Below are 13,774 nucleotides of genomic sequence, written 5' to 3' on the forward strand. Positions count from 1 at the left end.
ATCACAACGGGGAGTTGATAGACAGCTCCCCGTTTTTTCAACAATGAAGAGAGAGAGGTTATGAAATGCAACATTCTATTTCTTTAAAAAAACGGCTTCTGACGCTTCTGATAGCAGCTGGATTTTTATTAGGCTCGGTATTTGCGGCCGGATCAGAAACATCCGCAGCCACAAGCCGCCTCAAAGTGTCACCGACTAAGAAAACGATTTATGTCGAAAAGGCAACCACCCTTAAGGCCAACAAGAAAGTTCGCTGGTCTGTATACAAAGGAAAGAAATATGTAAAAATTGTTTCCAAATCAAAATATGCGAAAAAAATCACCGTTAAAGGATTAAGGAACGGAACATCTTATATCAAAGCAAAATACGGAAAAAAAATAAAAAAAGTTAAAATTACCGTTAAGAAAAAAACAGTTTCAAGCAACGTTCCAACGAAGATCACACTTGCAGCTACCCAGAATTCTATTGGTGTAGGTGACCACTGTTCTGTATATGTAAAATCCGTATCACCTTCTACCGCAAGCAAGGCTGTGACCTATTCATCCAGCAATGAAAAGGTAGCTACTGTATCCCGAAGCGGACTGATCTCAGGAGTCAAAGATGGTACAGTTACAATCACAGCGACTTCAACAAAAAACAATGCACGAAAAGCAACTATCAAGATTACTGTTTTAAAAACACTTCGTGGCACTGTCAAACTGACCGCAAGCCTTTCCACTGAAGAGAAATTCCCAAAGGGAAAAGTGGCATGCCTTTGGATTCCGGTGCCTGAAACAGACGCAAATGGTTCACAGACTGTTTCTCCTTCCAGTATCAAATACACAGCAAAACACGCCGCAGAAGCAAAGATTACGACAGACTCTGCCGGTAACAAAGCCTTATACGTTAAATGGGATGAGAATGCAGACCCGAAAGATCGTACAGTTGATTTCTCCTTCAATGTAGTCCGAAGAGAAATCATCCGCCCTGCCAACATGCAGGCATTAGAAAAAGGTACTGTTGATAAAGAAAAAATGGCGCCATATCTGAAAGAAACCAAGCGAAGCGGATCTCTGACCAGCGGAATTGTAAAAGAAACAGCTGACAAAATCGTCAAAGACGCACATGCTACTACTGTTTATAAGAAAGCATACGCCATTTATGACTGGGTCTGCGAAAATCTAAGGCGTGACAATAGCACTCCGGCGATCGGTTCAGGAGATGTACAGTATATTCTTAAAAATACCGATAAAGGTATCGGAAAATGTACTGACGTAAATGCTGTATTCGTCGCACTCTGCAGAGCGGAAGGCATCCCTGCAAGAAGTGTTTACGGATTAAAGCTGAATGCCATGATCGATAATCCTAATACTCCTTATGTTCAGAAATGCAAGCCACAATATTATCTGCCAGGATATGGATGGGCAGAAGCTGATGTAAGTGCATTGCTGAAACTCCCGGATATCATGGGACACGAAGATGATTATCGTGGAAAAAATGTATCAGCAGAGAAAGCTCAAATCTGGAAATCCTTAAAAGACGAATACTGGGGTTCAGCCGATGATCACTGGATGATGCTAAGTGCCGGCGGAGATATCACACTTTCTCCAAAACAGGACGAAACAACTGCAGCCGATGCAGTACTTAACCCAGATGGCTCTGTAAAGAATTACGGAGTCCTTAACGACGATGGAACCCTACACTATTTTATATATCCGTATGCAGAATATGACGGACATTATCTAAAAAACTATGGCACTACCGAATTTGATTACAAATACTCTTTTGAAGAAGGTAATGACGACTGCGGATGCTAAGAAAAAAGCGGTTGGAATGCTGACATATCATCAGCGTTCCAACCACTTTTTTTCTTGGTATCACATTATTGTTTCTCTAATACCTTCACGATCTCTGCCATATACATGGTGTGATAATCTTTCTGCGGATACCATCTTGTATCACATTCTTCATCTGTGAAACATTCTGGCAGCATATCCTGCGCATAAAGCTTTCTGCACACAAATACCAGATCTGCTTCCTCAACTGCTGTTGTTCCATCCACATAATATGGATGAAGTCCGGCTTCTGCCCACTTATCTTCCACATCTCGTCCGGAAACTCTTCCACACACATTCAGCGCTTCCCTTTTCTCTTCCGGCAGGAAAGAAAGTGTAAAATACTCCGAATTATCTACAAATTCTTTCGTATATCTCTGCGGACGGATGTAAGCAGTTGCCACATTCTTGCCCCACATGATTCCGACTCCGCCCCAGCTGGCTGTCATCGTATTGCTCTTCTTCTCATCACCTGCCGTGATCAGCATCCATTCTTTGGAAATCTTGTGAAATGGATTGATTTTTAATGTATCAATAGAAATCTCTTTAAATGCCATTTTCTACGCCTGCTTTCTGATTTTTTATTTTTCATATATTGTTCTTTGTACTTTGCAATTATAATTCCGGATTATTTCATGAGCACTTTACGGAAATTCTTCTTTCCTTTTTTCAGTACAAGACCTTCTCCGCTCATATCTTCTGCCTTAAACGCTGCATGGATATCTGTAACTTTTTCACCATCAACAGCAACTCCGCCCTGCTGTACTGCACGGCGTGCTTCTGATTTGGATGGAACCAGTCCGGCTTTTACAAGCATTGTCATAATGTCAATCTCACCATCTGTCATGTCATCAGCTGTAAGTTCTGCTGTCGGCATATCAGCGGCAGCACCTTTGCTGAACAGTGCTCTTGCAGCTTCCTGCGCTTTCACAGCCTCTTCTTCACCATGGACAAGTTTTGTCAGTTCATAAGCAAGAATCTCTTTGGCTGTATTTAACTGTACGCCTTCCCAGCTGTCCATCTTGTCAATCTCTTCCAGCGGAAGGAATGTCAGCATACGGATACATTTCAGAACGTCTGCATCTGCAACATTTCTCCAGTACTGATAGAAATCAAATGGAGAAGTCTTCTCCGGATCAAGCCATACGGCACCACTCTGTGTTTTACCCATCTTCTTGCCTTCTGAGTTCAGAAGCAGTGTAATCGTCATCGCACTTGCGTCTTTCCCAAGTTTACGGCGAATCAGTTCTGTACCTGCAAGCATGTTGCTCCACTGGTCATCTCCACCAAATTCCAGATTACATCCATATTTCTGGAATAGCTCATAGAAATCATATGCCTGCATGATCATGTAGTTAAACTCAAGGAAACTTAATCCTTTCTCCATTCTCTGTTTGTAACATTCAGCAGTCAGCATACGGTTTACACTGAAATGAGCACCTACTTCACGAAGTACTTCAATGTAGTTCAGATCCATCAGCCAGTCTGCATTATTTACCATCAATGCTTTTCCATCTGAGAAATCAATAAAACGGCTCATCTGCTTTTTAAAGCAGTCACAGTTATGCTGGATTGTCTCCGGTGTCATCATCTGACGCATATCTGTACGACCAGATGGATCTCCGATCATCGCTGTTCCTCCACCGATCAGAGCAATCGGTTTATTTCCTGCTTCCTGAAGACGTTTCATCAGGCACAATGCCATGAAATGTCCGACATGAAGGCTGTCTGCTGTCGGATCAAATCCAATATAGAATGTTGCTTTTCCATTATTTACCAAATCTCTGATCCGTTCTTCGTCTGTTACCTGCGCGATCAGTCCGCGGGCTTTTAACTCTTCATAAATTCCCATTTTCCTGTCCTCTCCTTTTCTTATCTTAAGATTTACTTTCACGCAAAAAAAGTCCTTACCTGATCAAACAATCAGATAAGGACGAGATTATCGTGTTACCACCTTATATTCACCGATATGCTTACGCTTATCAGCCTCAGAAGGTCTGCGTGTTCACAAACCTGTGCACATAACGTATGCCACACGTCACAGCCTACAAAACGCTTCTATGCAGGTATCTTATGAAACCATACATGCGCTTCTTCGGTGCGCAGCTCCGGGATGTATTCGCAACCATGTCCTTTGTGCGCCTCTCACCAGCCGGCAACTCTCTGTACAGGTGTCAAGACTGTTACTTCTTCTCTTCTTCGCCTTTGTAAATATTCTCATATCGTTTAAAGACTAACTTATTTGCAGATATTTGTCAAGGCTTTTATTGCCTGAAATGTCCCGGCAATATTCCCAAAATAATATGCCCATTCCCAGTCACGCCTTATTGTAATAATGCAGGATCAGAAGAGACCTTACGAATTGCTCCGTATTTCGTACTCTCATAATTCTTATAATACGGGCACTGTGCTTTCAGGCATTGTGCATTTTCATCTGAAAATGTACAACATATCTTCTCTGGCAGTTCCATCTTCACCCCCAACTCTTTCTCCACAAAATTCACTGCTTCTGTCACAGCCTTGAAGGAATCCCGTTTACAGCATCTTGGACCGCCCGCCTCACCGATTGCCTCTAATGCTCTGGCAGTCATGCGGTTTGCTCTTCCCCAGGATTTTCCGGTAAGCGGTGTAGCCTTTAAAATAATGCTCATGAAAATGCCCGTACTCACTGCAGCTCCACAGCAGCCCCACATTCCACAGGCACCACCCGGATATTCACTGCCACGATGCCGCATTTCTTCCAGTGCGTCTTCAAAAGAATCCACTTTTCCGCCTGCATTTTTATATGCCGCCAGAAGTGCTGCTCCGACAAGAATATGATGTTCCGGTCCATGCATGTAAATGTATGGATTCTCCATAATCTCCTGCATAATCTCAATCGGATTCACCGAAGTCGTTTTGCCCGTTTCTTCCATGATCACTTCTACGCCTTTTTTCTCATGACAGCTATCACATACATAATGTCCATCTTCACAGCACGCATAACTTTCAAATATCTGATGGCACATCTGACATTCTAGCTTTTCTGCCTTCTCTGTGTATACTAACGATTTCCCACACACCAGACAGGCGCCTTCTCCTCTCGCCATACCTTTTCTCTCCTTTTTTTAATGTGCCTTGCATATTCTCATGCCAGGAGCGCGGTTATATGAAACACTCTACCTCTCATGCGAGTGTGCATCTCGCCAGAGGCTTATTATATAATAACAGATCTGCCTGAAAAGACAGATCTGTCTGTAATTATATTATCCCAAAAATACTACATCATCTTTCGGTTTCTCCGCCTCTGTCAGTTCTTCCAGATAAAGTACCGGCTGCTTACGGTCCGGATACATGACTGCTTCATACTCAAATCTTGCCCGCACATGTACCCACTGATTCTTCTTAACCTTTGTTCCATCTGTGATCTTGCACGGATATCCGTAATAACGGACATCATTTGCACAACAGGTCATAATCTTACGCACCGGCACAAACATGTCATCTCCCATTCCTCTCGGGATAAGTACCTGCGCTGTAAATTCAACTTCCTTGTGCAGATACAATTCCGGATGATCATATGCATCTACATACCATACACCGAAATCCATATCCTCAATCACAATCTTGTCTCCCTTTACATCATATGGAAGATCGTCCTCTGACGGTTCAATGATCTTGCCTTCCAGATCTTCAAAAATCAGCTGTGCCATCGGATTCTGTACCTTCAAGGCACGGCGGAATCCGGCACGGCTCATGTTGCGGTCACAGCGGTTAACAATGATCAGTGAAGATTCTGTCAGCTGCTCCATCAGCATATTACGCATATTTGTCAGATACATATCCAGTGTTGTTCCGTCCACAGTAGAGTAGATTCCCTGAATCTCCCATCCACGTGGGTAACGCATCTTAATCAGTTTTTCCAACTTCCACATACCATTGAACTCAATCACAACCTGTGTCGGCTGGTAATTCTTCAAACAATTTTTGAAAAATGTAGGATTCAGCTGCTCTTCCTCTTCTACCTGCAGCATTACCATATTCTTCATCTTCAAATATTCCGGTGAAAACTCTTTCTCACCTTCCTCACATACGATCAGAAGTGTAAGTCCCGGTTCGATCCAGTCCTGTGTCATCAAAGTATCTTTGATCAGTGTTGTCTTACCACTGTCCAGAAATCCGGTACAAATAAAAATCGGTGTTGTTCCCATTTGTTTCTCCTTCTATATCCTGATTTAAAACTCCATCATTAAAAATGATATTTTATAAATGGAATAACTTCATCAGGTCTTCTTCTTTCAAATCTGTACCAATGACACAGATACGTCCTGTATAATCTGCCTGGCACTCACGAGTCTCGTACTCTTCCGGCACAAGGTCAAACTGTCTCCATGTTCCGTCTTCCATAGCGATAATTCCTTTGGAACGAAGGATTGTTCCATAACCATCTGTCTCTGATAATGCTTTCAGGATCAAATCCAGCTCTTCTTCTGCATACTTGTGAGCAGTCTCCTTGCCCCAGCTTGTAAACACATCATCTGCATGATGGTGATGATGGTGATCGTGGTCATGTCCGCAGCCACATCCACACTCATGGTCGTGATCGTGATGATGCTCATGATGTCCACAGCAGCCGTGCTCCTCATGGTCATGATCGTGATCATGGTGATGTTCATGATGTCCGCAGCAGCCGTGCTCCTCATGGTCGTGATCGTGATCATGGTGATGCTCATGATGTCCATGACCTTCTTTATCCTCGAACAGCCCTTCGATCTCTGCTCCTGCATGAAGTGCATGCTGGATTGCTTCTTTTCCAAGCTGATCCCACGGTGTGGAAATAATTGCTGCCTTCTCATTCTCTTCACGCAGCATCTTTACACAATCTTCTACTTTCTCATCTGTCATCATCTGTGTACGGCTGACAACGATTGTAGAAGCATGCTCTACCTGATCCTTAAAGAACTCGCCAAAATTCTTCAGATACATCTTAGCTTTCTTACCATCAACGATCGTAATTCTTCCTTCAATCTCGATATCTGCATCTTTCTTCACGTCTTCGATTGCTCTTGCTACATCGGATAATTTTCCAACTCCTGAAGGCTCGATGATTACACGGTCCGGTTTGTACTCATCCAGAACTTTCACGAGCGCCTTACTAAAATCTCCAACCAGTGTACAGCAGATGCATCCGGAGTTCATCTCTGTAATCTCAATTCCTGCATCTTTTAAGAAACCACCGTCAATTCCAATCTCACCAAATTCATTCTCAATCAGAACCAGTTTCTCTCCTGCGAATACATCCTGTACCAGTTGTTTAATAAATGTTGTCTTTCCGGCTCCGAGGAATCCGGAAATAATATCTACTTTTGTCATTATATAGTTACCTCTTTTCTTTATACATTTGCATATTAGTTGCGTTTAATCTCCGTTTCTTATCTTACCACAAACTTGCCCTGTCTTCTAGACCTTTCCCGGCTTCATGAGAAAAAAGAATATGAATTTTCTATAAAATTGTCAGTACGTGAAAAAGAAGCAGTATTTTTATCCCCCTGAAAATACTGCTTCTTTTGTTATACCATATGAAATTTTTAATTTTAACGAACAAAGCCTTATTTCACTGCCCAGTGTGACAGACTCTGACCGACCACTTATCTTATTAGTTTTGTTTGATTATCTTGTGGATCACCTTACAGGATTCCGCCTACAGACAGGAATAATGGTGCAAATACAAGTGATACGATCGTCATTAACTTAATCAGAATGTTAATAGACGGTCCGGAAGTATCTTTAAACGGATCACCAACGGTATCTCCGACAACGGCTGCTTTGTGAGCCTCACTTCCTTTTCCACCATGATTGCCATCTTCGATGTACTTCTTCGCATTGTCCCATGCACCACCTGCATTAGACATGAAAATTGCCATCATAACACCTGTTACAAGTGCTCCTGCCAGAAGTCCGCCAAGCGCGGATGGTCCAAGTAACAGACCAACTGCAAGCGGTGACAGTACTGCCATCACACCAGGAACCAGCATCTCGTGAAGTGCTGCTGTTGTGGAAATCGCTACGCAGGACTTGTAATCCGGCTTCTCTTTTCCATCCATAATGCCAGGCATTTCTTTGAACTGACGTCTTACTTCCTCGATCATCTGATATGCAGCCTTCGATACAGAAGACATTGTCATAGCAGAGAACAGGAACGGAAGCATACCACCGATAAATAATCCAATGATTACACGGCTGTCCAGAATATCAATGTTCTTTAACTGAACTGCTTCTGCATAAGATACAAATAAAGCAAGTGCTGTAAGCGCTGCAGAACCGATGGCAAATCCTTTACCCATAGCTGCAGTTGTGTTACCAACAGCATCCAGCTTGTCCGTGATCTTACGAACACTTGGATCAAGACCTGACATCTCAGCGATACCACCGGCATTGTCTGCGATCGGTCCATATGCGTCTACAGCAACTGTAATTGCAGTTGTAGACAGCATACCGACTGCCGCCAGAGCGATTCCGTAAAGTCCACTGACTGTATAAGCCACAAAAATACCTACGCAGATCAGTAGGATCGGAATAGCTGTAGACTTCATACCAACAGCAATACCACTGATGATCGTTGTTGCAGATCCTGTCTCAGACTGTTCTGCGATCTCTTTTACAGATTTGTAATCACCTGAAGTATAAACTTCTGTGATGATACCGATCAGAAGACCAACGATCAGTCCTGCTGTTACAGAGATTGCTGCGTTAAAATTACCAAAGCAGTATTTGCTTGCAAAAAACGCAACGATCAATACCAGAATACTGGATACATAAGATCCCATCTTCAGTGCTTTGTGTGGGTTGGAGTTCTCATCACCCTTAACAAAGAATGTACCAAGAACAGATGAGATCAGTCCCAATCCTGAGATCAGAAGCGGGAACAGTGCTCCGGATACCTGGAAATACACAACTCCGAGTGTCAGCGCAGAAATCAGCGCACCAACATAAGACTCGAAAAGGTCCGCTCCCATACCGGCAACATCACCTACGTTATCTCCTACGTTATCAGCGATTACGGCCGGGTTACGCGGATCATCTTCCGGGATTCCTGCTTCTACCTTACCAACAAGATCCGCTCCAACGTCAGCAGCTTTTGTATAAATACCACCACCAACACGGGCAAATAATGCAATAGAAGAAGCACCTAAACTGAATCCGGAAAGGACTTCTACGTTCTTCGTGATCACATAGATTGCGCTTACTCCGAGAACACCAAGTCCTGCTACACACATCCCCATTACAGCACCACCTGAAAATGCGATGGAGAGTGCACGGTTCATACCGGACTCTTTTGCAGCATTCGCTGTTCTGACATTTGCCTTCGTTGCTACAGTCATACCACAGTAACCAGCCAGTGTGGAGAATAATGCTCCCACAACAAAACATACAGCAGTTACCCAACTCTTGATCCCGACTCCGATCAAGATGAATAAAATCAGCACGAATACGACAAGGATCTTGTATTCTGCTGTGAGGAAGGCCTGGGCTCCTTCACTGATCGCTCCTGCGATCTCTCTCATCCTTTCGTTACCGGCACTCTGTCTGCTTACTTTTGCTGCAAGATATGCGGCAAAAAGCAATGCGACAACTCCGAATACCGGAACAATCACAAAAAGATTTTCCATATACTTAACCTCCCAATAGATTAGTGTTATCTATAATACCATATTTGCAGAAAAAATAAAAAGACTTTTTTTAGATTTTTGTGAATTTTCTTGTTATTCCTCCTGTTTTAACGTTTTTTCTTCTCTTTCGCAAGCAGTGCTGCCCCCAAAGCACCTGCGTATCTTCCATTTTTCGTTGTCTCAACCACACATCCTAACTTCTTTGACAAAATATCTGTAAAATAGACACTGTCACTTAAACCGCCTGTCAGGATCACCTTATCGGAAAGTGTTTTTCTCTGGCTGAGTTGGGCAACTTTGGCTGCCACTGAATCTACAACGCCCGCTGCAATGTCTTCTCTTTTCTTTCCTTCTCCAATATAATTAATGACTTCTGACTCTGCAAATACCGTACACAGAGAACTGATTGGAAGCACTTCCCCTTCCGCTGCCAGTTCAAACAGTTCCTGAAGCGTCACGCCGAGACGGTTTGCCATAACTTCCAGAAATTTTCCCGTTCCCGCTGAACATTTATCATTCATCAGAAAATCCCGTACCATTCCATGTTCCACAAGAATTACTTTTGTATCCTGACCGCCTACGTCAATGATCGTGCAGTCATCACCCGCCATTTCGCGTCCCCCTCTTGCATGACAGGTAATCTCTGTGATAACAAAATCTGCGAACTCAACCGCAACACGTCCATATCCGGTTGCCACTACTTTTGTCTCATCCGACAGAACATCTATATTTTCTGTCTCTAATTTTTCTTTAATGATCTGACAGGTCTCCTTGCTGCTCCATCCTGTTGGCAAAACGAAATGTAATTCTTTTTCTCCACGCACAACTACTTTAGAAGCGGTTGAACCAATATCAATTCCTACGTAATACATCTTAATCTCCTGCTCTTTTTGCTGACTTTTCCACATTTATCTTCGTTCTTCTTCGGAATATCCACCATTTTCCGAATCATCATAGCCGATTTCCACAAGTACAAGTCCGTTCGGCGGTGCTGTAACGCCTGCTGCTGTACGGACCTTCTCATCCAGAATCTCTTTTACCCGTTCCGGTTCGTAAAATCCCCTACCGACACGTATCAGCGTCCCGGCAATGATACGGACCATATTATAGAGAAATCCATTTCCCGTGATTCGAAGGGTAATATCTTCCCCTTCCTGCATGATATCCAGCGCATAAACCGTACGCACTGTGTCTTCCACGTTTGTCTTAATATTGCAGAAACTCACAAAATCATGCTCCCCGATCAGATACGCTGCACCTTTTTTCATCGCTTCTACATCCATCGGAAACGAAACATGTGTACTGTATCTTCGTTTCAGCGGATTTGGCACCGGCGCATTACAAATGTGATATTCATATGTTTTAACTACATGATCCTGATAACGCGGGTGCCAGTCATCCGGTACCTGACAAGACTGCCGGATGACAATATCATCCGGCAGTTTCTGATTCAATGCATAAGCCATGCGCTCCGGCGGAATGGAAGACTCCGTATCAAAAACGGCAACATTTCCCAGTGCATGCACACCGGAATCTGTACGGCTTGCTCCGATGATCCGGATATCCTCTCCCGTCAGCTTACTGATTTTTTTATTTAATACTTCTTCTACGGTGATTCCATTCGGCTGAATCTGCCATCCGCAGTAATCCGTACCGTCATAGGCAACCGTTAATTTCACTCTTCTGCTCATTTATGTTCTCCTGGAACTTTAAAAATACTGCCATCATTTCACATTGATTCTTCTGTTGATGCCATCACCGCTTATTTAAAATACCCAGATATGCAACTGCACACCACGACCGATCGCGACCACTGCGACCACATATGCAATCACAATGATATAAGCCGCATAATCTCTGCTCTTATAGCGAAGTGGCTTCATCTTCGTGCGCCCATCGCCGCCCCTGTAGCACCTGGCTTCCATCGCCATCGCAAGGTCATTTGCACGGCGGAATGCCGATACAAACAACGGTACCAGGATCGGCACCATGCTTTTCGCTCTCTGCAGTATATTACCGCTCTCGAAATCCGCACCTCTTGCAAGCTGTGCTTTCATGATCTTATCTGTCTCTTCCAGCAAAATCGGAATAAACCGGAGTGCGATTGACATCATCATTGCAATCTCATGTACCGGCACATGAATTTTATTCAGTGGATGAAGCACCGCTTCGATCCCATCTGTCAGCTCATTCGGTGTTGTCGTAAATGTCATCAGCGAAGAACCAATAATCAGATAAACAAGCCGGATTGCCATATATACTGCAGTACGAAGACCACCTTCTGTGATTGTAAAGATCCATGCATGAAACAGCACGTCTCCCTGTCTTGTCAGAAACAGGTTAAATAATACTGTAATCATAAGCAGCATGATCACCGGCTTCAGTCCTTTTACAATATAAGAAAAAGGAACTTTGGAAATGTGGATCACACAGACCAGAAATACCGTTGCCACAAGATATCCCGGAATACTGCTGAATAAGAAAAGCGAGATCAGATACAGCAGTGTACATATCAGTTTTACTCTCGGATCCAGTCTGTGGACCACACTTTTTGCCGGATAATATTGTCCTATTGTAATATCTCGAATCATTTTCTCTTCTCCAGTGCCTTCTTAATCTGCGCAGCCGCCTCTTCCACGGTTGTTACATTTGGTTCCACTGCAAATCCCTGTTCTTTCAGATCATGCATAATATAAGTTACCTGCGGTGCTGCAAGCCCTACCTGCTCCAACTCCCGATAATGTTCAAATACCTTGCGCGGACAGTCATTGTACATCACTTCGCCTTTATTCATAACGATAATGCGATCAGCATATCTGGCAATATCCTCCATACTGTGGGACACCAGAATAACTGTCATATCTCTCTGCGTATGCAGATAAGCGATCTGATCCAGAATGTCATCACGTCCTTTCGGATCCAGTCCCGCTGTCGGTTCATCCAGTACAAGTACCTTCGGATGCATGGCAAGCACACCTGCAATCGCTACACGTCTTTTCTGCCCACCCGAGAGTTCGAAAGGCGAAGAATTGTAATATTTTTCTTTTAATCCAACAAGTTTCAATGCCTCCAGCGCACATTCCATACACTGATCCGGATTCAGTCCCTGATTCTTCGGACCAAAGCAGACATCACTCATAACATCCACTTCAAAAAGCTGATGCTCCGGATACTGAAATACAAGTCCGACCTGATTTCTCAGTTCACGCATATTATATCCCGGTTCGTAAATATTCTTGCCATCATAATAAAGTGCACCGGATGTCGCCTTTACCAGTCCATTCAGATGCTGAATCAGCGTGGATTTGCCCGATCCTGTATGACCGATGATCCCTACAAATTCTCCGTGCGGAATTTCCAGACATACATCCTTCAATGCCTGTTTTTCGTAAGCGGTTCCTGCACTGTATACATAATTCAAATGTTCTAATTTAATCGACATAATGCTTCCACCAACTCTTCCTTTCGCAGAATTCCTTCCGGAATATCCACTCCCTGTTTACGAAGTGTATCTGCAAGGAGTGTCACCTGCGGTACATCCAGGCGGTACTCTTTTAATTTATCTACCTGCGAAAATATCTTCTTCGGTGTTCCTTGCATAACTACATGACCATGATCCATAACATAGATCTGATCCGCATCGATGACTTCTTCCATATAGTGCGTGATCAGGATCACCGTCACATGTTTCTCTTTTCTTAACTTCTGAACTGTTTTCAGAACTTCTTTTCTTCCGACCGGATCCAGCATCGCGGTAGGCTCATCAAGCACGATACACTTCGGCTCCATCGCCACTACGCCCGCAATTGCCACACGCTGCTTCTGTCCGCCGGACAGCTTGTTTGGCGAATGGTGTCTGTATTCCAGCATGCCGACTGCTTTCAGACTTTCTTCCACACGTGTCCAGATCTCATCTGTTGGAACTCCAAGGTTCTCCGGACCGAATCCTACATCTTCTTCCACAACTGTTCCGATAATCTGATTGTCCGGATTCTGAAATACCATTCCCGCCGACTGTCTGACATCCCACAGATGCTCCGGTTCTTTTGTATTCCAACCGCTCACCCACATCGTGCCGCCGGTTGGAACTAATATTGCATTCATATGCTTTGCCAGCGTTGATTTTCCGGAACCGTTATGTCCCAAAATGGCAATAAACTGCCCTTCTCTGGCGTTTATATTCACCCCGTCAATTGCGCGGTACGTTCCGGTCACGTTACCTTCTTCATCCCGCTTCTCATATTCAAATATCAGATTATCTGTCTGAACCATATCCATCTGTTATATGCCTCCAGCCATAAAATATCAGGC

General features: G+C 43.7%; 12 protein-coding genes. 1 reads left to right on the forward strand and 11 read right to left on the reverse strand.

What is annotated here, in order from left to right:
* The first annotated feature begins 65 nt into the window (after window positions 1-65).
* Window positions 66-1,796: a transglutaminase domain-containing protein gene (locus tag DWY31_RS03055; RefSeq protein ID WP_118519492.1), complete on the forward strand. Its 1,731-nt coding sequence runs from the start codon at window positions 66-68 to the stop codon at window positions 1,794-1,796.
* A gap of 65 nt (window positions 1,797-1,861) precedes the next feature.
* On the opposite strand, the gene DWY31_RS03060 is transcribed toward DWY31_RS03055, so the two are convergent.
* The 11 genes from DWY31_RS03060 to DWY31_RS03110 form a co-directional block, all read right to left on the reverse strand.
* Window positions 1,862-2,371 (reverse strand): flavin reductase family protein, encoded by a 510-nt coding sequence (locus DWY31_RS03060; RefSeq protein WP_118519493.1) that lies wholly within the window; start codon window positions 2,369-2,371, stop codon window positions 1,862-1,864.
* Between the two features lie 71 nt (window positions 2,372-2,442).
* Complete coding sequence (gene tyrS, locus DWY31_RS03065; RefSeq protein ID WP_118519494.1) at window positions 2,443-3,666, reverse strand: tyrosine--tRNA ligase; 1,224 nt, start codon at window positions 3,664-3,666, stop codon at window positions 2,443-2,445.
* 472 nt (window positions 3,667-4,138) lie between these two features.
* The gene (locus tag DWY31_RS03070; RefSeq protein ID WP_021860112.1) at window positions 4,139-4,903 is read right to left on the reverse strand and encodes a DUF5714 domain-containing protein; all 765 of its coding nucleotides are present in this window, start codon (window positions 4,901-4,903) and stop codon (window positions 4,139-4,141) included.
* Between the two features lie 156 nt (window positions 4,904-5,059).
* On the reverse strand, window positions 5,060-6,004 hold the full coding sequence (locus DWY31_RS03075; protein WP_021860111.1) for a TIGR03943 family putative permease subunit: 945 nt from the start codon (window positions 6,002-6,004) through the stop codon (window positions 5,060-5,062).
* A 52-nt stretch (window positions 6,005-6,056) separates the two neighbouring features.
* Window positions 6,057-7,166, reverse strand: coding sequence for a CobW family GTP-binding protein (locus DWY31_RS03080; protein ID WP_118519495.1), 1,110 nt, complete (start codon window positions 7,164-7,166; stop codon window positions 6,057-6,059).
* Between the two features lie 314 nt (window positions 7,167-7,480).
* Complete coding sequence (locus tag DWY31_RS03085) at window positions 7,481-9,463, reverse strand: sodium-translocating pyrophosphatase (protein ID WP_117536823.1); 1,983 nt, start codon at window positions 9,461-9,463, stop codon at window positions 7,481-7,483.
* A 107-nt stretch (window positions 9,464-9,570) separates the two neighbouring features.
* Window positions 9,571-10,335, reverse strand: a complete 765-nt coding sequence (locus DWY31_RS03090; RefSeq protein ID WP_117537102.1) for an acyl-CoA dehydratase activase — start codon at window positions 10,333-10,335, stop codon at window positions 9,571-9,573.
* Window positions 10,336-10,371: 36 nt separating this feature from the next.
* Window positions 10,372-11,154 (reverse strand): tRNA pseudouridine(38-40) synthase TruA, encoded by a 783-nt coding sequence (truA, locus tag DWY31_RS03095; protein WP_118519496.1) that lies wholly within the window; start codon window positions 11,152-11,154, stop codon window positions 10,372-10,374.
* 75 nt (window positions 11,155-11,229) lie between these two features.
* Window positions 11,230-12,054: an energy-coupling factor transporter transmembrane component T family protein gene (locus DWY31_RS03100; RefSeq protein WP_118519497.1), complete on the reverse strand. Its 825-nt coding sequence runs from the start codon at window positions 12,052-12,054 to the stop codon at window positions 11,230-11,232.
* Window positions 12,051-12,905 (reverse strand): energy-coupling factor transporter ATPase, encoded by an 855-nt coding sequence (locus DWY31_RS03105; protein ID WP_021860105.1) that lies wholly within the window; start codon window positions 12,903-12,905, stop codon window positions 12,051-12,053. Before DWY31_RS03105 ends, DWY31_RS03100 begins: the two co-directional genes overlap by 4 nt.
* Window positions 12,890-13,741, reverse strand: a complete 852-nt coding sequence (locus tag DWY31_RS03110; RefSeq protein ID WP_021860104.1) for an energy-coupling factor transporter ATPase — start codon at window positions 13,739-13,741, stop codon at window positions 12,890-12,892. The genes DWY31_RS03105 and DWY31_RS03110 overlap by 16 nt, the downstream gene beginning before the upstream one ends.
* Window positions 13,742-13,774 lie beyond the last annotated feature (33 nt).

Source organism: Dorea sp. AF24-7LB (genome assembly GCF_003478575.1).
Classification (GTDB): Bacteria; Bacillota; Clostridia; order Lachnospirales; family Lachnospiraceae; genus Dorea_D; species Dorea_D hominis.

Coding starts and splice junctions, on each gene's coding strand:
- DWY31_RS03105 (WP_021860105.1), bottom strand. CDS start 12,905: ATGTCGATTAAATTAGAACATTTGAATTATGTATACAGTGCAGGAACC.
- DWY31_RS03080 (WP_118519495.1), bottom strand. CDS start 7,166: ATGACAAAAGTAGATATTATTTCCGGATTCCTCGGAGCCGGAAAGACA.
- DWY31_RS03090 (WP_117537102.1), bottom strand. CDS start 10,335: ATGTATTACGTAGGAATTGATATTGGTTCAACCGCTTCTAAAGTAGTT.
- DWY31_RS03070 (WP_021860112.1), bottom strand. CDS start 4,903: ATGGCGAGAGGAGAAGGCGCCTGTCTGGTGTGTGGGAAATCGTTAGTA.
- tyrS (WP_118519494.1), bottom strand. CDS start 3,666: ATGGGAATTTATGAAGAGTTAAAAGCCCGCGGACTGATCGCGCAGGTA.
- DWY31_RS03055 (WP_118519492.1), top strand. CDS start 66: ATGCAACATTCTATTTCTTTAAAAAAACGGCTTCTGACGCTTCTGATA.
- truA (WP_118519496.1), bottom strand. CDS start 11,154: ATGAGCAGAAGAGTGAAATTAACGGTTGCCTATGACGGTACGGATTAC.
- DWY31_RS03100 (WP_118519497.1), bottom strand. CDS start 12,054: ATGATTCGAGATATTACAATAGGACAATATTATCCGGCAAAAAGTGTG.
- DWY31_RS03060 (WP_118519493.1), bottom strand. CDS start 2,371: ATGGCATTTAAAGAGATTTCTATTGATACATTAAAAATCAATCCATTT.
- DWY31_RS03075 (WP_021860111.1), bottom strand. CDS start 6,004: ATGGGAACAACACCGATTTTTATTTGTACCGGATTTCTGGACAGTGGT.
- DWY31_RS03110 (WP_021860104.1), bottom strand. CDS start 13,741: ATGGATATGGTTCAGACAGATAATCTGATATTTGAATATGAGAAGCGG.
- DWY31_RS03085 (WP_117536823.1), bottom strand. CDS start 9,463: ATGGAAAATCTTTTTGTGATTGTTCCGGTATTCGGAGTTGTCGCATTG.